The sequence below is a fragment of the Pseudoduganella sp. LjRoot289 genome (assembly GCF_964252925.1).
Lineage (GTDB): Bacteria > Pseudomonadota > Gammaproteobacteria > Burkholderiales > Burkholderiaceae_D > Rugamonas.
Genome location: NZ_CAXUPN020000001.1, coordinates 1,175,997 through 1,199,213, shown reverse-complemented (window position 1 = coordinate 1,199,213; position 23,217 = coordinate 1,175,997). Strand labels below are relative to the sequence as shown.

The following is a 23,217-nucleotide window of genomic DNA, read 5'->3' as shown; positions in this document are numbered from 1 at the left end:
CTCCGGCAAGGGGCGGACAGGCGCGGCCTACTTCCTGTAAATGCCGCTCAGGACAAAGTAGTCGTCCATGCGTTCCAGGTAGGCCGAGCGGTGCTCCATCTTCTGGCTCACCGGGTTGACCCATTCGAAGTCGACCCAGCCGCTGCCCTTGGTCTTGGCCACTTCGACCTGTTCGCGCACAAAGGCCTTGCCGTTGACGTCCTTGATGTCGAGCAGCGACTTGCCTATCAGCTTGGGATTGGCGCCGTGCGCCAGCATGACGCCGTTCAGGTCCAATACGGCGATATAGAGCTCCCGGTCGACAAACGGTCCTTGCTGTTTGCTGAACTCCGCCAACGCTTTCTCCTTGCCGTTCTGGCGGATGAAAGCGGTCGCCTTCTTGACGATGGCGACCGCCTCGTCGCGGGACGCCGGCTGGTCGGCCGCCACGGCGCCGAAGGACATGGCCAGGGCGAAGAGTGCAACGATGAATTTGAGTAGTTGTGCGCGCATGATGGCTATCCTTTTGATATGAGGGAAAGCAGGGCCGGGGAAACGCGGGCGCCTCCCCGGCCCCACAATTAGAACGCGTGACGGACGCCGGCCGATACGCCGGACTGGCTCAGACCCTGGCCCACCGTGCCGCCGGCGTCCAGCGCGATCGCGGCAAGGCCCGCGTTCTTCATATGGCCTATCGAGGTATACACCGCTGTCCGCTTGGAGAACGAATAAGTCAGGCGCAGGGCCGTCAGCGTGGAGTCGTTGGCGCTGCCCTTGACATCGTGCCGGGCCACCTGGCCGTCCAGCGTCAGGGCCGGCATCAGCGGGTAGCTGGCGCCCAGGTAGTACAGGTCGGATTCCAGGTCGTTGACGCGCGTCGCGGCCTCCTTCTTGCGCGCCATGACGCCGGCGCCGATGCGCCAGTCGCCCGCCATCGCATAGGCATTCAGGGTGGCGCGGCGGTCGCTGCTGCCGCTGGTGGTCAGCCCCGCCGCCGCGCCGGTGTTGCCGTACATGATGTCGTAGGTGGCGGTCAGGCCAAAGCGCTTGTTGTCGTAGCCTAGCAGCCCGGTGACCTGGCGGCACGCTTTGGAATTGCCGGCCACCTCGCCAGGGCAGCCGGTGGCGCCCGGTCCGCCGGCGGCGGACGCGTCCCGGCCGAAGCTGTAGGTGGCGCCCACGGTGAAGTCGGAGAAGGTGCCGAGGTAGCCGATCGCATTGTCGCTGCGCGCGTTCGGGATGTAGGGGTCGATGCTGGACATGCTGAACAGATTGGGGCCCAGCACGTCCGACTTCACCGACGCCAGGAAGGTCATATTGATCTGCCGGCCCAGCATCAGCGTGCCGTACGCGCCCTTCAGGCCGACGTAAGCCTGGCGGCCGAACAGGCGGTTGCCCTGCCCCAGCGCGCCGGTATCGACACCCATGCCGCTCTCCAGCACGAACACGGCCTGCAGGCCGCCGCCGAGGTCCTCGGTGCCGCGGAAACCGAGGCGCGAGGGCACGCTGCCCGTCAGGCTGGGGACCTTGACGATGGAGTCGCCGGCCGCGTTGGCGTTGTTGGTATACACCACGCCGCTGTCCAGGATGCCGTAGATGTTGACGCTGCTTTGCGCCATGGCGGAATGGGCAGCCAGGGTGCCGAGGCAGGCGATGGCGCAAGCGTATGCTGATTTCTTCATTACTTTGGTCTCCGTTGTGGTGGTAGGTGCTGCGGGTGCATCTTTACTGCTTATTCGCTGTCCGGCTGGCGGGCGGGATGCGCCTGCTCGAACGCGGGCAAGGCCAGGCAGGCCGCCTCGATGGCCAGCAAGGTGGGGAACGGCGCCATGTCCATGCCGAAGCGGCGCGCGGCGAAGAGCTGGGGAACCAGGCAGCAGTCGGCCATGGTCGGCGCGTCGCCGACGCAAAAGCGGCCCCGCTGCGCATCGCGCGCCAGCTCCGCTTCCAGTGCGGTCAGCCCGGTCTCGTGCCAGTGGCTGATCCAGGCACTCTTGGAAGCCTCGTCCAGCCCCAGGGAGCCGCTCAGATACTTTAGCACGCGCAGGTTGTTGAGGGGGTGGATATCGCATGCCATCGCCAGCGACAGTTGCCGCACGCGCGCGCGTCCGGCGGCAGTCGCCGGCAGCAGCGGCGCGGCGGGATGCACCTCGTCCAGGTACTCGATGATGGCGAGCGACTGGCTGACGTCGAGCGCGCCGTCGCTCAGCACCGGCACCAGCTGCTGCGGATTGCGCTGGCTGAACGCAGGCTGGAACTGCTCGCCGCCGTCACGGTTCAGGTGCACGGACAAATAGCGGAACGGCAGGCCTTTCAGGCCCAACGCAATGCGCACGCGGTAGGCGGACGAACTGCGGAAGTAGTTGTGCAGCACGAGGTGGGCATCGTGCGGTGATGCGGCTTGCGCCGCGTGCGCTGGTTGTTTCGGGTCGGACGGCTGCATCAGGAGACTCCCATATATTGCTGAACAATGGCGGGGTCGGCGCGCAGCGCGTCCGAGCTCCCCTGCCACACGACTTTGCCTTTTTCCAGCACGAAGTGACGGTCGGCGAACTTGAGCAAGGCGCCCACGTTCTTGTCGATCACGATCTGCGACAAGCCCTCGGCCTTCAACGCCGCCAGCGCGGACCAGATCTCGGCGCGGATGATGGGCGCCAATCCTTCCGTGGCCTCGTCCAGCACCAGCAATTGCGGATTGGTCATCAGCGCGCGGCCTATGGCCAGCATCTGCTGTTCGCCGCCGGACAGCTGCCAGCCGTGGTTGCCGCGCCGCTCCTCCAGGCGCGGGAAGAAGCGGTAGACCCGCTCCAGGGTCCACGGCTGCAGCTGCAGCTTGCCGTGGCGCGGCGCGCGCGCCGTCGCCACCAGGTTTTCCTCCACCGACAGATTGGGGAACACCTGCCGGCCCTCGGGCACCAGGCCCAGGCCCAGCCGCGCGATGTGGTGCGAGGCCAGCCGGGCCAGCGGCTTGCCGCCGAATGCGATCGCGCCGGATTTCAGCGGCAGCATGCCAAACAGGCACTTGATGGTGGTGGAGCGCCCCATGCCGTTGCGTCCCAGCAGGGTTACCACCTCGCCCGCGCGGACGTCGAAACTGACGCCGAACAGCGCTTGCGCGTGGCCATACGATGCGTGCACATCGCGCACCTCCAGTAGTGTCGTCATGCCACACCCTCCTCTTCGCCAAGGTAGACGGCGCGTACCTCGGGATGGTTGCGAATCTCGTCCGGCGTGCCGCAGAACAGCACCTTGCCGTACACCAGGACCGTGATGCGGTCGGCCAGCGCGAAGACCGCGTCCATGTCGTGCTCGATCAGCAGGATGGAATAGCGGCCCTTCAGGCGCGCCAGCATGGCCACCACGGCGGCCGACTCTTGCACGCTCATGCCGGCCATGGGCTCGTCGAGCAGCAGGAACTTGGGCCGGGCGGCCAGCGCCATCGCCAGTTCCAGCTGGCGGCGCTCGCCGTAGCCAAGGTCGGCGGCCGGGACGCCGGCGCGCGCGGCAAGGCCGCAGTCGCGCAATGCCTCGTCGGCCGCCGCCACCTGCGCGCTGCGCGCCAGCATCGGCTGCCAGAAGCGCCAGCCGTGTTCACGCGCGCCGATGGCCGCCAGCACGGCGTTTTCGCGCACCGTGAATTCCTCGAAGATGGACGTGATCTGATAAGAGCGCAGCAAGCCGCGCCGGGCCCGCGCATGGATAGGCAGGGCCGTGACGTCCTCGCCGTCGTACCAGACCTTGCCTTCGTTGGAGGCCAGTTCGCCGGACAGCTGGTTGATCAGCGTGGTCTTGCCGGCGCCGTTGGGGCCGATGATGGCGTGCAGCTCGCCGGGACGGATATCGATCGACACCGAATCGGTGACGAGGATGCCGCCGTAGCGCTTGACCAGCGCTTCGGTCTTCAAAATGCTCATGCATGTTCTCCCAGGATGCGGGCAGCCGGGGCGCCCGGCGCGGCCGGGCCGGGCGATGCGGATGGCCCCGACGGTGGCGCCGGCGTGCGCGGCGCCAGCTTTTCCAGCAAGCCGGCCAGGCCCACCGTGCGCAACAGCGCCACCACGAAGATCACCAGGCCGAAGACGGCGGGCCAGAACTCGGTCACCATCTTCAACAGTTCCTCCGCCCCCATGAACGCGACGGCGCCCAGCAAGGGGCCGAACACCGTGCCCAGGCCGCCCAGCACGATCATGACGATCAGGTCGCCGGAAACGATCCAGCTCAGCGTGGCGGGCGAGGCGAACGCCGTCAAATTAGCCAGCAACATGCCCGCCAGCCCGCACAGGACAGCCGACACGACGTAGGCGGCCAGCTGGTAGCGTTGGGCACGAAAGCCGACCGCGTTGATGCGGCGCGCGTTCTGCCGCGCGCCGCGCAGCACCATGCCGAACGGCGCCACCCGCAGCCGCGCGGTCCACCAGAGCACCACGCACAGCAAGGCAAACGCCACGGCGTAGGCCGTCGCCGGCTGGCCCAGGTCGTAGCCGAAGAAGCGGCTGGTGGCGTTGACCGGCGTGCCGTCGTCGCCGCCGTACTGCTTCAGGCTGACGAACACGAAGTAGCCCATCTGCGCGAACGCCAGCGTGATCATGATGAAGCCTATCCCCGTGGTGCGCAGGCTGATGGCGCCGGTGAGCAGCCCCACCGCGCCGCACGAGGCGACGCAGACGGCCAGGTGCACCCAGCCGTTGTCGATGCCGTGGTAGGCCGGGATCGCCACGCTGTAGGCGCCCAGGCCGAGGAACAGCGCATGGCCCAGGCTCACCAGGCCGCCCAGGCCCAGCGCCACGTTCAACGCGCTGGCGGCGATCGCGTAGATCATGATGCGGGCGAAGAAGACCACATAGAAGGGCTGGTCGGCCAGGCTGGCAGCGAACGGCACCAGGGCCAGGGCGGCCAGCAGCAGCAAGGGCAGCAGCGTGGCCGGCTTGCGGATGGAATCCAATATTGACTCGAAGCGTGCCATCACGTCCTCCCGGCGGGAAACAGGCCCTGCGGGCGCAATGCCAGCACCACGGCCATCAGCAGATATACCAGCATCGACGCCAGCGCCGGTCCGGCGGCGTTGGCGGTGTCGCGGCTGGCCAGTTCGCGCAGCAGCGTGGGCAGGAAGGCGCGGCCCAGCGTATCGGCGATGCCGACGATAAGCGCGGCGTAAAAGGCGCCGCTGACCGAGCCGATGCCGCCGATGACGATCACCACCAGCGCGGTGATCAGCACCGGTTCGCCCATGCCGGTCTGGATGGACATGATGGGACCGGCCATGACGCCGGCCAAGCCCGCCAGCGCGGCGCCCAGCGAGAACAGCACCGCGTTGAGCAGCTTGATGTCCACGCCCAGCGCGGACACCATGGCCGGATTGACGGCGCCGGCGCGTATCAGCATGCCCAGCCGCGTCTTGTGCATCAGCAGGTGGGTGCCCACGGCCACCGCCAGGCCGACCACGATGATGGCGAAGCGGTAGCTGGGATAGCTGATGCCAAGCAGGTCGACCGTGCTTTCCAGGAAAGCCGGCAGCGGCAGGAAGTAAGGCTGCGGCCCCCAGATGATGCGCGTGATCTCGTTGAAGAACAGCACCAGGCCGAAGGTGGCAAGCACGTGGTCCAGGTGGTCGCGCCCGTACAGCCGCGAGATGGCCACCCTTTCCAGCACGAAGCCGAGCGCCACGCAGCCGGCGACGGCGGCCAGCAGCGCCAGCCCGAAGGAGTTGGTGTGCTGGTAGGCGGTGGCCGCGAAATAGGCGCCCAGCATGTACAGCGAACCATGCGCCAGGTTGACGAAGCTCATGATGCCGAACACCAGCGTCAATCCCGCGGCCAGCAGGAACAGCAGCACGCCGAACTGGAGTCCGTTCAGCAGCTGCGTGAGTAGGAGGTTGAGGGTCATGCCGCCCTACCTCAGCGCAGCGCGCACTTGGACTGGTAGCTGTCGGCGTGCGCCGGCAGAGGGGTGCCCAGCAGCTTCACGGTCGGCACGCCAGCCACGCCGGCCACCTGGAAGGCATAGTAATTCTGCACCGGCATATTGTTCTTGTTGAACTGGAAGGGGCCGCGCACGGACTTGAATTCCGGGCCGGCCGCCTTCACGGCTGCCGCCAGCGCGCGCTTGTCGCCAAACTGGGCGCCGGCCTTGCGCACCGCCACGTCCAGCAAGCGGCCCGCGTCGTAGCCAGCCGCGGCGTATTCGCTCGGCACGCGCTTGTACTTCGCGCTGAAGGCGGCCACGAAGGCGCTGTTCTCGGGGTTGTCGAGCGCGGCGTCCCACATGGCGCCGAAGGTGGTGCCGACGGCGGCGTCGCGCAGCGCCGGCATGGTGGTGCCGTCCACCGTGAAGACGGAGAAGTTGGGCAGCTTGGCCAGCATGCCGGCCTGGCTCAACTGGCGGATGTAGTTCACGCCCATGCCGCCCGGGTAGAAGGCGAACACCGCGTCCGGCTTGGCCGACTGCAGCTGCGCGATCTCGGCGGAATAGTCGGACTGGCCGACCTGGGTGTAGACCTCGTCCACCACCTCGCCCTTGTAGTAGCGCTTGAAGCCTTGCAGCATGTCCTTGCCGGCCTGGTAGTTGGGCGCCATCAGGTAGACCCGCTTGTAGCCCTTCTCCTGCACATACTTGCCCATGCTTTCAGCCGAGCCGTCGTTCTGCCAGGCGACCGCGAACACATTGGCCGCGCACAGCGCGCCGGCCACCGGCGACGGGCCGGCGTTGGTGGAGATGGCCACGGTGCCGGAATCGACGATCACCTTGTGGCTGGCCATCATGACGTTGGAGAAGCCCAGGCCGACGATGGCGTGCACGCGCTCCTTGTCGATGAACTTGCGCACGATCTGGTTGCCCACCTCGGGCTTGAGCTGGTCGTCCTCCTTGAGCACCGTCACGGCCTGGCCGCCGAACTTGCCGCCGCCCTGCTCCAGCGCCAGCATGAAACCGTCGTACTGGTCCTGGCCGACCACGGCCACGGGACCGGACAAGGGCGCCGAGAAACCGATTTTGATCTGCGCTTGCGCCAGGGTTGGCAGTTGCGCGCCGGTCAGCAGCAAGGCGCAGCTCGCTGCGATAAATTTCTTGTTCATGTTTGTCTCCTGTTTATCGTTGTTGTATCAATCCAGATTCTTCAGCCCAGGTCCACGTAGACCCGGCCGTTTTCGATCTTGACGGGATAGGTGCGCACCGCCTCGGTGGCCGGCTCGCAGCTGGCGCGTCCGCTGCGGATGTCGAACTTGCCCTGGTGCAGCGGGCATTCGATCTCGTGCCCTTCCAGGAAGCCGTCGCACAGCCGCGCGTTGCCGTGGGTGCACAGGTTGGCGGTGGCGAAGACCTCGCCCGCCACGCCGTACAGCGCCAGCTCCACGCCGCCCGCCGCGACGGAGGTGACGTCGTCGTCCGGCACGTCGGCCTCGGCGGCCGCGTCGATCCAGTTGTTTGCCATGGGTGTCTCCTCAGATGGGATAGATCAGCGAATTGGCGATCATCTCGCTGTCGTAGATGCAGTGGCGCTGCTCGAAGCGCAGCCCCTCGGGTGTGACGCGGATGCGGTCCAGGTAGCGCCCCACGTTGAATACCGTGCTCTCCTGTGAAAGCTTGGTGCGGAACACGGCGTAGTTGGCCTGCGCCACGATGACGCCCTGCTCGATCTTCTCGACCAGCGGCGCGCCGGTGACGTGGCGCTGGTAGTAGGGATCGTGGAACAGCGTTTCCTTGATGCCGTAGGCGCGGTCGCGCAACATGCCCTTGCTGAGCAGGGCCAGCGTGGCCAGCGGGAAGCCGCGCTCGTGGTTCTCGCGCGGCTGCACGCGGTAATCGCAGTCGTCGACGAACAGCGCTATCCATTTGTCCCAGTCGGCGCTGTCCACCGCCGCCGCGTAGTCCGCGTACAGGCGGTTGAGCGCGAGCCAAGTGTCGAAGTCCAGGGTGTTCATACGTCCATCACCTTTCGCCAGTAGTTGTACATGCCGCGTATCAGCGTCTCGGTCACCATGTGGTCGGTGTTCTCGGCGCCGTAGCCGCCCAGTTCGGCCACGGTGCGGTGGCCGGGCTTTTGCTCGAAGCCGTTCTGCGACAGCTCGATCACTTCGCCGTCGTCGGCCGACACGAAGCCGGCGGGGCCGAACAGATTGGCCTGGATCAGGCGGCGCTCGGTCATTTCGGGGGTGTCGTCCTCGAAGCCGAAATGGGTCCAGACGAAGTCGAAGGAGCCCTTGCCGTTGGGCTGGATGTGGCGCGTCGACACGCTGTTGACCTGCTGCTGGAAGATCACGCTCGGGAACACCGTCATCATCACGGCGGTCGGCCCCTTCCACCACGCTTCCGGCACGATGTCGAGCAGGCGCTTGTCGTTCACCTCCATGCCGGCCTTGAAGCTGGTGACGCCCGCCGTCACTTCGCTGCTGGCGGCCTGCTGGCTGCGGGTCGACACCATGGCCGCGTGGCGGTAGTGGGCGTCCATCTTCAGCTCCGACTTGTTGTCCGCGCGCCACAGGCCGTAGGTGACGAACCAGGTGTGCAGCAGGCCCGGATGGTAAGGGTCCTTGATGTTTTCCTGCATCAGCTTCCAGTTGCCGGGGATGCGCTGGCGGTTGTAGCCCAGGATGGTGAGCTTGCGGCCGTCGAACAGGCGGTCGAAGTAGCCGCACATGTCCGGGCCGAGGAAGTCCTCCAGCGGCTCCACTTCATGATCGAAGGAGGCGAACACCACGCCGCCGCGCACCGCCACCTTGAGCTGGTTCAGGCCGTGGTCCTTGGTGTCGAATTCCTTGGGCATGCCGCCGTTGACCTTGCCGTCCTGCTTCACGCCGCGCCGGAAAGGCACGCCCTGCAGGTCGCCCTTGAGGGTGTAGCTCCACTGGTGGTAAGGGCAGACGAATTCCTTCTTGTTGCCGTGCCGCTCGCGGCAGAACTGCATGCCCCGGTGCGCGCACACGTTCTCGACCACGTTGACGCTGCCGTCGGCGGCGCGCGTCAAAATCACCGAGCGCTCGCCGATGACCGAGCGCTTGAAGTCGCCGGGGTTCGGAATCTCCGCCTCCAGGCCGACGTAGCACCAGTGGCCCTGGTAGAACAGGCGTTCCAGTTCGCGCTTGTAGAGCGACTCGTCGGTGTAGGCCCAGAACGGAATCCGGCTCGATCCCGGCTGGTCCCACACAGGCTTGATAGGAAACACGGCGGCCATGGTTACGCTCCCTGGGCCTGGACGCGCACCGTGATCGGCGCCAGGCCTGCCACGACACCGAACATCACGTCGCCCGCCACCACCGCGTTCACGCCTTCGGGCGTGCCGGTCATGATGACGTCGCCCGGCTCCAGCGCCTCGTACTCCGACAGGTAGGCGATGGATTCGGCCACCGACCAGATCAGCTTGGAGATATCGGAATTCTGGCGCGGCTCGCCGTTGACGGTAACCGCGATGCGGCCCTCGGTCAGATGGCCGACGTCGGCGACGGTGGAAATCGGGCCGATGGGCGCGGACCTGGCGAACGATTTGCCGAATTCCCATGGGCGGCCCTTGTCGCGCGCTTCGAGCTGGATGTCGCGGCGCGTCATGTCCAGGCCCACGGCATAGCCGAACACGTGTTCCAGCGCCTGCTCGAGCGGAATATCGGCGCCGCCCTTGCCGATCACGGCCACCAGTTCGATCTCGTGATGGAAGTTGGCGGTCTTCGGCGGATACGGGATGCTCACTTCGGCAGCGCCGGCCGCCACCGTGGCGTTGGCAGGCTTCATGAAGAAGAACGGCTTCTCGCGGTCCGGATCGCGGCCCATTTCGCGCGCGTGGGCGGCGTAGTTGCGGCCGACGCAGAAGATGCGGTTGACGGGGAAGCGCTCGTCGCTGCCGACGATGGCGAGGCTGAACACGGGTGCTGGATCGACTGCGTATTTCATATTGGTCTCCGTAGTATTGAGTGGGTATCAGGACGTGGTGTTGCCATCGCGCTTGCCGTCGCGCTTTTCTTCGCGCCAAAGGCCCAGCGCCTGCTGGATGGGACGGTCCGAGAAACTGAACAGGATGGTGTCGCCGCCGGCGCGCAGGCGGAGGGTCTGCCAGGACGGCACGACGAAGACGTCGTTCAGCGCGAAATCGAACTGCACGCCGCCGATGTCGGCGCTGCCGCCGCCTTCCAGGCAGACGTAGATGGTGCTGTCGGTGGAACGGTATGGCAGGGTTTCGAAACCGGCCGGCAGGCGCTGCGCGAAAGCGCCTATGGTTGGCATGGGCGAAGCGCCGGTGGCCGGGTTCACATAGCGCAGCTTGTAGCCGAAGTGGGCGTCGATGGCGCCGCGCGAAATGCCCAGCAGCGATTCACGCGTCTTGGCGAACGGGTAGACGAACACCTTGGTGGGCTGCGCCGCCGTCTGCGCGAAATCGACCGGCAGCATGTTGTTGCCGTAGCGGGCCAGCGCGTCGCCTTCGGGCCGCGTGGCTTCCTGCGTGGCCTGGCTTCCGTGTTCGGCGAAGCCGGCGTCGAAGAAGCGCACGGTCGGGATGTCCAGTCCGTCCAGCCACACCACCGGCTGGTCGCCCAGGTTGCCGTGGTCGTGCCAGGTCCAGGACGGGGTGATGATGAAGTCGCCGCGCCGCATGGTGGTGCGTTCGCCGTCCACGGCCGTGTAGGCGCCCTCGCCGTCCAGCACCAGGCGCAGCGCGGACTGGGCGTGGCGGTGGGCCGGCGCCACTTCGCCCGGCATGATCAACTGCAGGCCCGCGTACAGCGACTGCGTGATGGACGAGTTGCCGCGCAGGGCGGGGTTTTCCATGATCAGCACGCGGCGCTCGGCCTCGGCGGCGGTGATCAGGCGGCCCGCTTCCATCACGTGCTCGCGCACATCGGCATAACGCCACAGCGCCGCCTGCAAGGGGCTGGCAGGCTGCTTGGGCACCAGCGCGCCCAGCACTTCCCACAGGGGGGTCATGTGGTGCTGGTCGATGCGCCGGTAGAAATCCTGGCGGGCGGCATTGCTCACGGGCTTGCTCATATCGGTCTCCTTCGGTTTTGATCAGATGCCGCTGGCGTAGAACGCGTCGGCGTAGACGTGCTCGGGCAACACGCCCTTTTTCTTCGCCAGCAAGGCGGCCGCCTCCACCATGGGCGGCGCGCCGCACAGGTAGGCGCGCCAGCCGGCCAGGCTGTCCCAGTCGTGGCTGACGGCGTCGGTGACGACGCCGCCGCGCCATTGGGGGTCGTCGTTGCCGGTGCTGACGACGACGTGCAGATGCAGGTTGGCGTGGCGCTCGCGCAGCTGTTCCAGCCATGCGAGGCCGTAGACGTCGCGCCGGGTGCGCACGCCGAAATACAGGTGGATGGGCTGCGCCATGCCGGCCGCCAGCGCGGCGCGCACGATGGACAGCACGGGCGCCAGGCCGGTGCCGCCGGCCACGCACAGCATCGGGCCTTCATGCTTGCGGCGCAGGTAGGCGGTGCCCAGCGGGCCGCTGACGCGCACGGCGTCGCCCACCGCCAGCACCCGGTCGATATGGCCGGTGACGCGGCCGTCGGGCACCAGGCGCACGTGGAATTCCAGTTCCTCGCTGCCGGGAACATTGGCCATCGAGTACGGCCGCACCAGCTCAGGGCCGAATTGCAGGGTGGCGTACTGGCCTGGCGAAAAGTCCAGCGGCTTGGCCGGCTTGAGGCGCAGGCGGCGGATGTCGTGCGTCATTTCTTCAATGGCCAGCACGGTGGCCTTGATGATGCGCGCCGGGTGGGTCACCACTTCGTCCGGCTCGGGCACCTCGACCACGCAGTTGGCGGTGACGCTGCTCATGCAGGCCAGCACATAGCCGTCGTCGTTGGGGCCGGTGATCTTCGCCTCGCGGCCCATCTCGTGCACTTCCCCCTCCAGCACCTTGCAGCGGCAGGTGCCGCAGCGGCCTGCGGTGCAGCTATAGGAGATGGGGACCTGGTGCTCGCGCAGGGCGGTCAGCAGATTGGCGCCGGCCTCCACGTGCAGGGTGCGTCCCAACGGTTGCACGACTAGTTCCATGACTGCAGTCCCCATCTGTCTTATTGATGGGCAAAGTATAGAAAGGCGGGTAATATAAATAAATAGCATCTCCGGAATGCATCAAATCACTCACAGCAATATTGCTCGGATCATGGAACTCAAAGACGTCGACCTCAACCTGCTGCTCGTGTTCAACCAGCTGCTCGCCGAACGGCGGGTGTCGAAAGTGGCGGAGGCGCTGGGCATGACGCAGCCCGGCGTCAGCAACGCGCTCAAGCGCATGCGCGTGCTGCTCGGGGATGAACTGTTCGTGCGCACGGCGCGCGGCATGGAACCGACGCCCTATGCGCTGCGCCTGGCCGAGCCGATAGGCTATGCGCTGTCGACCATTTACGAATCGCTGAACGAGGTCACGCACTTCGACCCCGCCACCAGCAAGCGCAAGTTCACGCTCGGCATGACCGACATCGGCGAGGTCTATTTCCTGCCGCGCCTGATGGCGGTGCTGCGCGAGCACGCGCCCGGCATCACGGTGAGCACCGTGCGCAACACGGCGATCAATCTGCAGGACGAGATGGAGGCCGGCCACGTGGACTTGGCGATCGGCCTGCTGCCGCAGCTGAAATCGGGCTACTTCCAGCGGCGCCTGTTCCGCCAGCGCTATGTGTGCATGTTCCGCACCGGGCATGCGCTCGACAAGGGCGCAGTGACGGTGGACGAGTTCAGGGATGCCGACCACGTGACGGTGGTGTCGAGTGGCACCGGCCACGCCATCGTGGACCAGGCCATCGAGCGGCTGGGGATCAAGCGCAACATTGGCCTGACGGTGCCGCACTTCGTCGCCGTGGGCCACATCCTGTCCAACAGCGCGATGATCGCCACCGTGCCCGAACGCTACGCCATGGCCTGCGTGGAGCCCTTCGGCCTGCGCTACGTCACCCATCCGCTGTCGCTGCCCGAGATCAACATCAACGTGTTCTGGCACGCCAAGTTCAACAAGGATCCGGTCAACAAATGGCTGCGCAGCTTGATTTTCGACCACTTCGCGGACGGGCGCGAAATCCCGTAGTGCCTGCCCGAGGCCGTTTCGCACGAATACAACGGCATTGCTCGACTTGTTGAGCGATTGGGTCCGCGCGCTCTCCACGTAGACATTTTGCAAACAACTTCCGCTACCTTTGCGAAGCTGGTGCAAAAAATAAATCTACTCATCGGAGACCAAACCATGCTTCTGAAACCCACCGCTTACTGCGTTCTGCTCGCCATGCTGGCCATGGCCGGCAGCGCGAACGCCGTCATCACTTCGCCTGGCAAGCAGATCGAAAACCTGAACCGCGGCGCGGTCGCGATCAAGTCCGCCGCGGGCGTGTTCATCGGCTGGCGGCAGCTTGCCGCCGACGCGGCCGGCACGACGTTCAATGTGTACCGCGGCGCCAGCAAACTGAACAGCACCCCGCTGGACGCGCTCAATTACACCGACGCGTCCGGCACCGAGGCCGACAGCTATTCGGTGCGCGCCGTGGTCAACGGCGTGGAACAGCCGGGATTCGAGGCGGGCGCCACCTGGGCAGGCGCCTACAAGCCGATACCGGTGCAGGCGCCGCCTGCGGGCACCACGCCGGCCGGCGAAGCCTACACCTACGAAATCAACGACGGCTCCGCCGCCGACCTGGACGGCGACGGCAGCTACGAAATCATCATCAAGTGGCAGCCCACCAACGCCAAGGACAATTCCCAGTCCGGCTACACCGGCAACACCTACCTGGACGCCTACAAACTCGACGGCACCCGCATGTGGCGCATCGACCTGGGCAAGAATATCCGCGCCGGCGCGCACTACACCACCTTCCTGGCCTACGACTTCGACGGCGATGGCCAGGCCGAGGTGATGGCCAAGACCGCCGACGGCACCGTCGACGGCCAGGGCGTGCTGATCGGCTCGGCCAGCGCCGACCACCGCAACAGCGCCGGCTACATCCTGAGCGGCCCGGAATTCCTCACCGTGTTCAACGGCCTGACCGGCGCCGCCATGAAAACCGTGAACTACCTGCCCGCACGCGGCACCGTGTCCTCCTGGGGCGACAGCTACGGCAACCGGGTCGACCGCTTCCTGGGCGGCGTAGCCAACCTGGACGGCAACCGTCCCAGCGCCGTCTTCTCGCGCGGCTACTACACGCGCGCCGTGATCGCCGCCTGGGACTGGCGCGACGGCGCGCTGAGCAGCCGCTGGGTGTTCGACACCGACGTGGCGGGCGCGGCCGCGCGCGGGCAAGGCGCGCACTGGTTCGCCACCGGCGATGTCGACGGCGACGGCAAGGACGACATCGTATACGGCGCGGCCACCATAGACAGCTACGGCCAGCTGAAGTACGCTACCGGCCTGGGCCACGGCGACGCGCTGCACTTCGGCAAACTCGATCCCAACTTGCCGGGGCAGCAGATCTACATGGTCCACGAAACGCCCTCCGTCTACGGCGTGACGGGCTCCGGCATGCACGACGCGGCCACCGGCGCGCTGCTGTGGGGCGTCAGCGGCTCGAACGCGGACGTGGGGCGCGGCGTGTGCTTCGACATCGACCCGAACTACGCCGGCGAGGAATGCTGGGCCACCCGCGGCGGCTTCCGCACCGCCACCGGTGCGCTGATCAACGCCACCGCGCCCACCGCCTATGTCAACTTCGCGGCCTGGTGGGACGGCGACCTGCTGCGCGAGCCCATGGGCAGCACCTCGGTCGACAAGTTCGACCCGGTCACCCGCACCGGCAGCAAGCTCATCGACGCCGCCCTCAACGGCGCGGCCGCCAACAACGGCACCAAGGCCACGCCGGTGCTGACGGCGGACCTGTTCGGCGACTGGCGCGAGGAAATCATCTGGCGCAACGGCAGCAACACGGAGCTGCAGATCTACAGCACCACCATCCCCACGGCGACGCGCATCAACACGCTGATGCACAACCCGCAGTACCGCACCCAGGTGGCGGGCCAGAACGCCGGCTACAACCAGCCGCCGCACCCCAGCTTCTACCTGGGCCATGGCGCCACCGCGTTCCCTCAGGACCTCGTGCACATCCCGTATGACGGTACCGGCACGGTACAGGCCGAGACCGCCATCGTGGGCGGCGGCACGGCCGCCAGGACCGACCGCGCCGGCTACCGGGGCACGGGCTTCCTGGCCTTCCCCGCCACCGGCGGCAGCGCGGAGTTCGGCAGGATCAATGGCGGGGGCGGCGGGGCCAAGACCATCACCATCCGCTACGCGAACGGCAATCCGACGCCGCGCACCGGCGTGCTTAAGGTGAACGGCGTGGCGCAGACCGTCACCTTCAAGATCACCGGCGGCTGGGCCGCGTGGGCCACGATGAGCACCACGGTCAACCTCGCCAGCGGCGGCAACAACACGCTGCGCTTCGAATCGACCGGACAGAGCCTGGGCAATATCGACGAACTGCTCGTGCCATAACAAGGAAGAAAAATGAAGAAACTGTATACATTGTTCGCAGTGGCGCTGGCACTGTTCTCGCAATCCGCACTGGCCGCCCACATCGGCTGGTACCAGCTCGACGCCACCTGGCGCGACGGCCGGTTCAGCGGCCAGTTCTATTACGACAGCGCCTCGCCCTACCGCATCACCGAGGTCAGGGGCACGCTGGCCGACCTGGCGCAGACCACCGCCATCAACAGGGCGTGGAACCTGGAGAACGCGGCGGTGGAAACGTGGAACTTCCTGGCCAACACCAATCCGGCGGACATGGGCGGTCAGGATGCCGGCTTCTACCTGACGCTGGTCGACCTGGGCGCGGCCTTGACGCTGGATACCTCCGCCAGCAACGGTCTGTTCGACTGGAGCAATGACGCCTTCTATAACCCCGCGCAGCTCGACGACTCGCCGCTGCTCGATTTCAGCATCAACGCGATACCCGTGCCCGGGACGGAATTGCTGGTGATGGCCGGCCTGCTGGCGATGGGGTCCTTGCGCAGGCGCGGCTCGGCGCGGAGCTAACCGTGTGTTGATCGTGAGGTAATCGTGAAATGGCGCGGCGCCTCGCCTCCGGCGCCGCAACAGCTATTCCCGCACCGGCCCGCTGGCGTCGGCTTCCTGCACCAGCATCAAGCCCCAGCCCAGCTGCCGCCGGATTTCCACTATCGACGGCGGCGGGCACTGCTGGCTCTGCCGGGATTCCAGGTAAAGCCGGACTTGCTCTTTGGTCGGCTGGGTTTGCTGTGTCATCTCTGCTCCAAGTCATCAAACTGTACGGGTTCACGGTACGTGCAGCGTGTTTTGATCGCTTACTTGCGAAGAGATAGCTGCTGATGACAATCATAGGAGTTAGTGCAAAATCATTCCAATGCTCAAATATCATAAACTTATACTCAAATCGTATAGTTCCTGGCCGGACTGACGACGGTAGAGGGGAACGCGATGCAATCCAGCCCTGTCAGGCCCGCGTTTCCCCTTTCAGGATCTGGTCGCCGTCCCGCATGGGCAGCGGTGCCTGCTGGTCCGCGCGCTGCGGCGGCGTGCGCCTTGGCCTGTCGAGCTCCCCGGCCGCTTCAAGCGCCGCGTAGGCGGTGGAGCAGATATGCGAGTGGATGCGCTTCAGGTCGCGCAGGATGTCGATGTGCAGGGAGCTGGTTTCCATGCTCTCGATCCGTCCCTCCTTCAGCCGCGCGATGTGGTTGTCGGAGGCGATCGATTCCAGCTCCCTGATCCGCGCTTTTTCCTCCAGCAGGCGCCTGGCCGACTTCACGTCCCCCGACAGGAAGATGGTCATGGACAGCCTGAGGTTGTCGCGCACCACGCGGTGGAACTCCTGCAATTCGCGCGCGCCTTCGGCGGAAAACTGCAGCTGGCGCCGGATCTTCTTGCTGGCCAGCTCCAGCAGATTCTTGTCGATGATGTCGCCGATATGCTCGAGGTTGATCGCCAGGCTCAACACCTCGAGGGCGCGCCGCGCCTCGCCCTCGTCGAGGGAGCCGTGCGTCACGTTGATCACATACAGCTTGACCGCCTCGTGCAGGCGGTCCACGGCGTCGTCCTTCTGGCTCACTTCGCTGACCAGTTTCCTGTCATTGGTCAGGATAGCGGTCATGGTCTGCTCCAGCATGGTGTCGACCATGTCGCCCATGCGCAGCGTTTCCCGCGCGGCGCAGGCCAGCGCAACCGAGGGCGTGTCGTTCACGCCCTCGGCCAGATATAGGGGAACCGACAGGTCGGTGGCAGTCTTCACGTCGGGCAGGAGCCGCTCGAGCAGCCGCGCGAACGAGGCCAGCGGCAGGATGAAGAGCAAGGCCATCACGATGTTGAAGAACGCGTGGAAGTCGGCCGCCAGGCGCACCGGGTTGGGGTCGATGGCCTGGAGCAGCTGGACCGTGGGGGCCAGCAGCGGCAGGAAGATGGCGCAGCCGATGGCGCGGTTGATCAGGTTGCCCATCGGCAGACGCTGGTGGGCGGGGTTGCCGCTCGCCGCGCCCGCCACAAGCGGATTGAGGGCGCTGCCGAGGTTGGCGCCCAGCACCAGGGCCAGCGCGGCGACCGGCGACACGAAATTGGACGAGGCCAGCGACATCGTCAGCAGCAGGGTCGCCACGCTGGAGTGCGCGGCCCAGGTCAGCAGCGCGCCGATCAGCAAGGCCAGCAGCGGTTCCCCGGTCACGGCGTTGAACAGTTCGCGCACGGCCGGCGCGTGCTCGGCCGGCGCCATGCTGTCGAGCAGCAAGTGCAGCGACAGCAGCATCAGGCCCAGCCCGATGGCGACGCGGCCCAGGTCCTTGACGATGGTACGGGTGCCCCGCTTGAAGGCAAGCACGCCGGAGATGAGCAGCAGCGGCGCGACAGCGGACGAGTCGAACGACAGCAACTGGACGATCAGCGTGGTCCCGACATTGGCGCCCAGCATGACCGCCAGCGCGGGAACCAGGCCCACCAGGCCCGACGCGGTGAATGAACTCAGCATCAGCGCGGTGGCGGTGCTGCTTTGCAGCACCGCAGTCACGCCGACACCCGCGGCAAAGGCGCGATATCTGTTCTGCAGGACCATGCCGAGAAAACGCCTGATCTTGTTCCCGAACGCGCGCACGATGCCGCTGTGCACCATATGTAAGCCCCACAGCAACAGTGCGACGCCCCCTAGCAGGTCCAGCAAAACCTTCACTCCCATCGTCGCCTCCCATCCTTCCGCCCGGGCAGCACGCGCTGCATGCGTCGAAGACGCTGCGGAGCTAACAGGATTTCATGTTAGCACTTTGGTGAAGGGAGATGTGGTATCCCTTACACGACGGCCGCTCAGAGCAGCGCGACTTCGTCCGGCAATTCATCGGCTCCGCCGTCCTCGCGCGGGAGATGGCGCCGCAGTTCGTCCGATATGGCGGCGATGCCGCGCAGGACGCCCGCCTCGTACTCTGCGGCCGCGAACGCCTTTTCCATGTCCGCTGCGATGCGCTCCCACGCCGCCGCGCCGGCGCAGGCGTGGATGCCCCGGTCCGCCACGATTTCAATGGCGTGGTCGGCGTACAGCAGATACACCAGCACGCCGCTGTTCGCCTCGGTGTCCCATACGCGCAGTTCGGAAAAGACTTCCACGGCGCGCTCGCGCGGCGTCATGCCGGCCAGCAGCTGCCCCGGTTCCAGCGCGGGCTCGATCGCGAACCGGATTTCGCCCCGGTGGCTATCCTCGGAGCGGGTGACCGCCGCCTCGATGGCCCGCAGCGAAGCAGGCGGGAAACGGCGCCGAACCGCCGCGCGCGTGGTGAACAAGTGCCGCAGGAAGCGCCGCATGTCCATGCCTACCACCTCCCCGACGCGCCGCCGCCGCCGAAGCTGCCGCCGCCGCCGCTCCAACCGCCTCCGCCGCCGCCAAGGCCGCCGCCCCCGCCGAACCCGCCGCCAAAGCCGCCTGCGCCGCCTGTCCACGCGCCGTTGCCGCGGCCGCGTCCCATCCCCATGCCGCCCATGCCCCCGCCCAGCAGCGTGAACAGGAAGGCGATGCCCCCCGCCAGCGCGGCAGCCAGCGCCCCCGCCATCAGGAAGGCGCCCACGCCGATCACACCGCCGGTGACGGCGGCGCCCGCGAAGCGCCCGAGCACGGCACGCAGCACGCCCCCCAGCACCACCGCCGCCACCAAGGCGACCGGCAGCAGCTGCCCCACCCCGCCTTCCTGCCTGGCCCGGCGGGCTTGCGGCGCCGGCGGCAGCGGTTCGCCTTCCACCACCTTCATCATGCTGGCCAGGCCTGCCGCTATGCCGCCGTGAAAGTCGCCGTTGCGGAAGCGCGGCGTGATGGTCTCTTCGATGATGCGCTTGCTGGTCGCGTCATTGAGCGCGCCCTCCAGTCCGTACCCCACTTCGATGCGCAGGGCGCGGTCGTCCTTGGCGACTAGCAGGACGGCGCCGTCGTCGACCTTTTTTCTGCCTATCTTCCATTGCTCGGCGACACGCAGCGCGTACTGCTCGATGGCCTCGGGCTTGGTGGTGGGCACGATCAGCACGGCGATCTGGCTGCCCTTGCGTTGTTCGAAGGCGCGCAGGCTTTCCTCGAGCTGCGCGATTTGCCCTGCATCGAGGGTGCCGGTGAGGTCGGTGACGGGCCGCGTCAGCCTGGGGACGGCGGCCGGCTCCTGCGCCCCCGCGCATTGCAGGCACGCCAGCAGCAATCCGCACAGCCAGAGCCGGATGGCGGCCATGTCACTTCCCGGCTTGCGGCTTGGGCGGGCTGTCGAAATTGACCGCCGGCGGCGTCGAGATGGCTTTTTCGTTCTCCACCGAGAAGTTGGGCTTCACGTCGTGGCCGAACATCTTCGCCACCAGGTTGGTCGGGAAGGAGCGCACCGTCACGTTGTAGTCCTGCACGGACTTGATGTAGCGGTTGCGCGCGACGGCGATGCGGTTCTCCGTGCCTTCGAGCTGCGCCTGCAGGTCGCGAAAGCCGGCGTCCGCCTTCAGTTGCGGATAATTCTCGCTGACGGCGATCAGCCGCGACAGCGCGCCCGACAGTTGCGCCTGCGCCTCCTGGAAGCGCGCGAATGCCACGGGATCGTTCAGCAGCTCCGGCGTCACCTGCATAGCACCGGCCCTGGCCCGCGCTTCGGTCACCTGTGTCAGCACATCTTTCTCATGCGCAGCATAACCCTTGACCGTGTTGACCAGGTTGGGAACCAGGTCCGCGCGGCGCTGGTACTGGTTGACTACCTCCGACCAGTTGGCCTTCACCTGCTCGTCGCCGGCCTGCAGCGTGTTGTAGCCGCAGCCGTTCAGCAACAGCATTGCCGCCAGCATCATGAGTATCCCTATCCTGCGCATACGTCCTCCGGAGCGAAGCCATGGTTGCGCCCCAGTGTATACACATGCCCCGCGCGGCGGCGCATGACAGAGGCCCCGTCCACCCGCGCACCGAAAGCGAATTGAAATCTTGGTCGTGCATAGTGCTCGACATCCCCCGGACGTCCCCCAAGCCGATCCGGCGGCAACTAGAACAAGGAGATAGCAATGTTGACCGCGCTGGCCTATGCAATGGTCGTTGTGTTTATGTTTTTGATTATGACCAAGCGCCTGCCGGCGCTGGTCGCGCTGATCCTGGTGCCCATCGTCTTCGGCCTGATCGGCGGATTCGGCGCCGAGCTGGGCCCCATGATGCTGGCAGGCATCAAGCAGCTCGCCCCCACCGGCGTCATGCTGATGTTCGCCATCCTGTATTTCGGCGTCATGATCGACGCCGGCCTGTTCGATCCCGTCATCCGCCTGCTGCTGAAACTGGTGCACGGCGACCCGATGCGGATCGTGGTCGGCACGGCCGTGCTGGCGATGATCGTCTCGCTGGACGGCGACGGCGCGACCACGTATATGATCACCGTGTCGGCCATGCTGCCGCTGTACAAGCGGCTCGGCATCAGCCGGCTGGTGCTGGCGTGCGTGATCATGCTCGCCGGCGGCGTGTTCAACATCCTTCCCTGGGGCGGCCCGACGGCGCGCGCCGCCAGTGCGCTGGGAGTGGACGTGAGCGAGATCTTCGTGCCGATGATACCGGCCATGCTGGCCGGCGTGTGCTGGGTGCTGTTCGTGGCCTTCATGCTGGGCCGCAAGGAACGCCAGCGGCTGGGCATCATCGCGTTCAAGCCGGCGCAGGCCGTGCAAGCGGCGCCTGAGATGCATTTCGGCGGCCTGCAGCCGGCATACGCAGTCGCCGGTGCCGGCGGCGCGCAGCGCGTGCAGCCGCAGCAAGTACCGCAAGCGTCGCAGACAGTGCATGCCGCCGCCATGGACTTGCATGCCTCCGCCGCTGGCGCCGATACCACCGGCACGCCTGGCGCCGCCTCCCCGTCCCAGGCGGCTCACGCCGACGGCGCAGGTGCCGACGCAACGGCAAGCAGCCCTGCAGACCCCGGCACCGCGCGGCCGAAGCTGCTGTGGACCAACCTGATGCTCACCATTTTGCTGATGGTCCTGCTGGTCAAGGGCGTGCTGCCGCTGCCGGTGCTGTTCATGGCCGCCTTCGCGGTCGCCATCATGATCAACTATCCCAAGCTGGAGGACCAGAAGGAACGCCTCAGCGCGCACGCGGCCAATGTGCTGCCGGTCGTTTCGCTGATCTTCGCCGCCGGCGTGTTCGTCGGCATCCTGCAAGGCACGAAGATGGTGGACGCCATCGCCACCAGCGTCATCGCGGCGATCCCGGAATGGATGGGACCGCACCTGGCCATCGTCACCGGTTTCCTCAGCATCCCCTTCACCTTCTTCATTTCCAACGACGCCTTCTATTTCGGCGTGGTGCCCATCCTGGCCAAGGCGGCCGCGGTCTACGGCATCAGCGCCGCCGAGATCGGCCGCGCCTCCATCATCGGCCAGCCAGTGCACCTGCTCAGCCCCCTGGTCGCGTCCACCTATCTGCTGGTCGGCATGGCCGAAGTCGAGTTCGGCGACCACCAGCGCTACACGCTGCTGTGGTCGATCTCGGCGGCGCTGGTGCTGCTCGCGTCAGCCGTGGTGTTCGGTGTGATTCCGCTGGCCGGCCGTCTCGGCTGAGCCCCGGCGGCGGGACCGCCCCGATCAGCGCGGCAGCCAGCCCAGACCGGCCGCGTTCAGGTTTTGCACGTACAAACGGTCGGCGGTTTCGGTGATGCCCGTAATGTGCGGGAAAGCACCGCGCGGATCCTGCAAGTCCGCGACCACCTTGCCATCCTCCGTGAACGCCATCACGTGGCCGTAGGACGGCGGCGCGGGCAGCATGGATTTTGGCAGCCGCGCGGCCACGGCGCGCAGGAAAGGCCAGCCGGACAGGCGGTCCAGCGCCGCCGAGCGCGGCAAACACAGTCCCAGCCAGATCTTGCCGTCCCGCCCGCGCGTCAGGTTGTCCGGAAAGCCGGGCAGGTTGTCAAACAGCACGGTCGCTTGCGGCGAACTGCGCGCGATATCGAGGCCATGGGCCGACAGGTCGATGCGCCAAACGCGGTAACGGGCGGTCTCGGCGACCAGCAGCGCCGTCTCGTCGCGGTTCAGCACGAGGCCATTGGCAAAGCTCAGTCCCTTGGCGACGATGCGCGTGGCCCTGGTTGCTGGGTCGTACTCGATCACGCGGCCCGTGGCCGAATTTTCCAGGATGTCCAGGCGGCCGGCGTCGTCGATGCCGCCGGGCACACCCGGCGCAGCCGCAAACCGCGTGCTCGCATCGCTCAGGTAGATTTTCCCGTTGCTGGCCACCGCCACGGCGTCGGCAAAGCGGATAGCGGTGCCCGCCACGCTGTCGGCCAGCAGCGTGACCTTGCCCTCCGGACTGATGGACAACAGCCCTTTGTGGACATCGGCAGCGATCAGATTGCCGCTGGCGTCGAAATCGAAACCGAGCACGCGCCCGCCGGTATCGGCGAACACTTCCTGCGCCGTCCCATCCGGGTCCATGCGCAGGATCTTGCCGTGCCCCACTCCTGCATAGAGCTTTCCATCCCTGCCAAGCGCAAGGTGTTCGGGCCCCGATTCCGCACCGAGCGTTATCACTTGCAGCCCGGCCAGCTTGTTGTTGACGGCATGCGCGCCGGTGTAGCCGGGCGCGGCCGGCGCCTGCCAGCTCACCGGCGCAACCGGTGCGGGGCTCAGCGCCAGGCAGGCGCCCAGCGGCATGGCGGCCGTAAAATACAAAGCAATTCGTTTCATGCGATTCGTTTCAATTATCGACTTCTTGTTGCGGTCCGAAGAAAACAGTTCGTCGGCCGTGCGCCGTCCCGGGCGCATGCAGCGCGCAAGTATGAGGCCTGGCCCGGGTTTCAAGCAAAAATTTGATGCCACAACACCACATAAATTACCATTGGCTATCA

General features: G+C 66.5%; 24 protein-coding genes. 4 read left to right on the top strand and 20 right to left on the bottom strand.

Annotation, left to right across the window (positions count from 1 at the left end; all coding sequences use genetic code 11):
- Nucleotides 1-27: 27 nt before the first annotated feature.
- From ACSQ8Y_RS05260 to ACSQ8Y_RS05195, 14 genes are all read right to left on the bottom strand, one after another.
- Nucleotides 28-492, bottom strand: coding sequence for a cache domain-containing protein (locus ACSQ8Y_RS05260; protein ID WP_436265402.1), 465 nt, complete (start codon nt 490-492; stop codon nt 28-30).
- A 68-nt stretch (nt 493-560) separates the two neighbouring features.
- Nucleotides 561-1,661 (bottom strand): porin, encoded by a 1,101-nt coding sequence (locus ACSQ8Y_RS05255; protein ID WP_436265401.1) that lies wholly within the window; start codon nt 1,659-1,661, stop codon nt 561-563.
- 50 nt (nt 1,662-1,711) lie between these two features.
- Nucleotides 1,712-2,422: a maleylacetoacetate isomerase gene (maiA, locus tag ACSQ8Y_RS05250; protein WP_436265400.1), complete on the bottom strand. Its 711-nt coding sequence runs from the start codon at nt 2,420-2,422 to the stop codon at nt 1,712-1,714.
- The gene (locus tag ACSQ8Y_RS05245) at nt 2,422-3,144 is read right to left on the bottom strand and encodes an ABC transporter ATP-binding protein (protein ID WP_436265399.1); all 723 of its coding nucleotides are present in this window, start codon (nt 3,142-3,144) and stop codon (nt 2,422-2,424) included. Before ACSQ8Y_RS05245 ends, maiA begins: the two co-directional genes overlap by 1 nt.
- Complete coding sequence (locus ACSQ8Y_RS05240) at nt 3,141-3,893, bottom strand: ABC transporter ATP-binding protein (RefSeq protein ID WP_436265398.1); 753 nt, start codon at nt 3,891-3,893, stop codon at nt 3,141-3,143. Before ACSQ8Y_RS05240 ends, ACSQ8Y_RS05245 begins: the two co-directional genes overlap by 4 nt.
- Nucleotides 3,890-4,942 carry a branched-chain amino acid ABC transporter permease gene (locus ACSQ8Y_RS05235; protein WP_436265397.1) on the bottom strand — a complete coding sequence of 351 codons (1,053 nt, stop codon included), beginning with the start codon at nt 4,940-4,942 and terminating at the stop codon, nt 3,890-3,892. The genes ACSQ8Y_RS05240 and ACSQ8Y_RS05235 overlap by 4 nt, the downstream gene beginning before the upstream one ends.
- Nucleotides 4,942-5,862 carry a branched-chain amino acid ABC transporter permease gene (locus tag ACSQ8Y_RS05230; protein ID WP_436265396.1) on the bottom strand — a complete coding sequence of 307 codons (921 nt, stop codon included), beginning with the start codon at nt 5,860-5,862 and terminating at the stop codon, nt 4,942-4,944. The genes ACSQ8Y_RS05235 and ACSQ8Y_RS05230 overlap by 1 nt, the downstream gene beginning before the upstream one ends.
- Nucleotides 5,863-5,873: 11 nt before the next feature.
- Nucleotides 5,874-7,049 carry an ABC transporter substrate-binding protein gene (locus tag ACSQ8Y_RS05225; RefSeq protein WP_436265395.1) on the bottom strand — a complete coding sequence of 392 codons (1,176 nt, stop codon included), beginning with the start codon at nt 7,047-7,049 and terminating at the stop codon, nt 5,874-5,876.
- Between the two features lie 41 nt (nt 7,050-7,090).
- Nucleotides 7,091-7,405, bottom strand: coding sequence for a non-heme iron oxygenase ferredoxin subunit (locus ACSQ8Y_RS05220; RefSeq protein ID WP_436265394.1), 315 nt, complete (start codon nt 7,403-7,405; stop codon nt 7,091-7,093).
- 10 nt (nt 7,406-7,415) lie between these two features.
- A complete protein-coding gene (locus ACSQ8Y_RS05215) occupies nt 7,416-7,895 on the bottom strand; it encodes an aromatic-ring-hydroxylating dioxygenase subunit beta (RefSeq protein WP_436265393.1) in 480 nt (159 codons plus the stop codon).
- Nucleotides 7,892-9,145: an aromatic ring-hydroxylating dioxygenase subunit alpha gene (locus ACSQ8Y_RS05210; RefSeq protein ID WP_436265392.1), complete on the bottom strand. Its 1,254-nt coding sequence runs from the start codon at nt 9,143-9,145 to the stop codon at nt 7,892-7,894. Before ACSQ8Y_RS05210 ends, ACSQ8Y_RS05215 begins: the two co-directional genes overlap by 4 nt.
- 2 nt (nt 9,146-9,147) lie before the next feature.
- Entirely contained in the window at nt 9,148-9,855 is a 708-nt protein-coding gene (locus ACSQ8Y_RS05205; RefSeq protein WP_436265391.1) for a fumarylacetoacetate hydrolase family protein, read from the bottom strand.
- A 27-nt stretch (nt 9,856-9,882) separates the two neighbouring features.
- A complete protein-coding gene (gene gtdA / locus ACSQ8Y_RS05200) occupies nt 9,883-10,947 on the bottom strand; it encodes a gentisate 1,2-dioxygenase (RefSeq protein WP_436265390.1) in 1,065 nt (354 codons plus the stop codon).
- A 21-nt stretch (nt 10,948-10,968) separates the two neighbouring features.
- Nucleotides 10,969-11,955: a 2Fe-2S iron-sulfur cluster-binding protein gene (locus ACSQ8Y_RS05195; RefSeq protein WP_436265389.1), complete on the bottom strand. Its 987-nt coding sequence runs from the start codon at nt 11,953-11,955 to the stop codon at nt 10,969-10,971.
- A gap of 112 nt (nt 11,956-12,067) precedes the next feature.
- Here ACSQ8Y_RS05195 and ACSQ8Y_RS05190 point away from each other — a divergent pair, with 112 nt between their 5' ends.
- The 3 genes from ACSQ8Y_RS05190 (at nt 12,068) to ACSQ8Y_RS05180 (ending at nt 15,916) form a co-directional block, all read left to right on the top strand.
- A complete protein-coding gene (locus tag ACSQ8Y_RS05190) occupies nt 12,068-12,985 on the top strand; it encodes a LysR family transcriptional regulator (RefSeq protein ID WP_436265388.1) in 918 nt (305 codons plus the stop codon).
- 156 nt (nt 12,986-13,141) lie between these two features.
- A complete protein-coding gene (locus tag ACSQ8Y_RS05185; RefSeq protein ID WP_436265387.1) occupies nt 13,142-15,376 on the top strand; it encodes a carbohydrate-binding protein in 2,235 nt (744 codons plus the stop codon).
- Nucleotides 15,377-15,388: 12 nt separating this feature from the next.
- Nucleotides 15,389-15,916 carry a hypothetical protein gene (locus ACSQ8Y_RS05180; RefSeq protein ID WP_436265386.1) on the top strand — a complete coding sequence of 176 codons (528 nt, stop codon included), beginning with the start codon at nt 15,389-15,391 and terminating at the stop codon, nt 15,914-15,916.
- 63 nt (nt 15,917-15,979) lie between these two features.
- On the opposite strand, the gene ACSQ8Y_RS05175 is transcribed toward ACSQ8Y_RS05180, so the two are convergent.
- The 5 genes from ACSQ8Y_RS05175 to ACSQ8Y_RS05155 all read right to left on the bottom strand — a co-directional run bounded on the left by ACSQ8Y_RS05175 (nt 15,980) and on the right by ACSQ8Y_RS05155 (nt 20,212).
- Complete coding sequence (locus ACSQ8Y_RS05175; protein WP_436265385.1) at nt 15,980-16,144, bottom strand: hypothetical protein; 165 nt, start codon at nt 16,142-16,144, stop codon at nt 15,980-15,982.
- Between the two features lie 208 nt (nt 16,145-16,352).
- The gene (locus ACSQ8Y_RS05170) at nt 16,353-18,074 is read right to left on the bottom strand and encodes a Na/Pi cotransporter family protein (protein WP_436265384.1); all 1,722 of its coding nucleotides are present in this window, start codon (nt 18,072-18,074) and stop codon (nt 16,353-16,355) included.
- A gap of 125 nt (nt 18,075-18,199) precedes the next feature.
- Nucleotides 18,200-18,697 (bottom strand): TPM domain-containing protein, encoded by a 498-nt coding sequence (locus ACSQ8Y_RS05165; protein WP_436265383.1) that lies wholly within the window; start codon nt 18,695-18,697, stop codon nt 18,200-18,202.
- A gap of 2 nt (nt 18,698-18,699) precedes the next feature.
- Nucleotides 18,700-19,596 (bottom strand): TPM domain-containing protein, encoded by an 897-nt coding sequence (locus tag ACSQ8Y_RS05160; RefSeq protein ID WP_436265382.1) that lies wholly within the window; start codon nt 19,594-19,596, stop codon nt 18,700-18,702.
- A 1-nt stretch (nt 19,597) separates the two neighbouring features.
- Complete coding sequence (locus tag ACSQ8Y_RS05155; RefSeq protein ID WP_436265381.1) at nt 19,598-20,212, bottom strand: LemA family protein; 615 nt, start codon at nt 20,210-20,212, stop codon at nt 19,598-19,600.
- 186 nt (nt 20,213-20,398) lie between these two features.
- Here ACSQ8Y_RS05155 and ACSQ8Y_RS05150 point away from each other — a divergent pair, with 186 nt between their 5' ends.
- Nucleotides 20,399-21,931 (top strand): CitMHS family transporter, encoded by a 1,533-nt coding sequence (locus ACSQ8Y_RS05150; protein ID WP_436265380.1) that lies wholly within the window; start codon nt 20,399-20,401, stop codon nt 21,929-21,931.
- 24 nt (nt 21,932-21,955) lie between these two features.
- On the opposite strand, the gene ACSQ8Y_RS05145 is transcribed toward ACSQ8Y_RS05150, so the two are convergent.
- Nucleotides 21,956-23,056 carry an SMP-30/gluconolactonase/LRE family protein gene (locus ACSQ8Y_RS05145; protein WP_436265379.1) on the bottom strand — a complete coding sequence of 367 codons (1,101 nt, stop codon included), beginning with the start codon at nt 23,054-23,056 and terminating at the stop codon, nt 21,956-21,958.
- Nucleotides 23,057-23,217 lie beyond the last annotated feature (161 nt).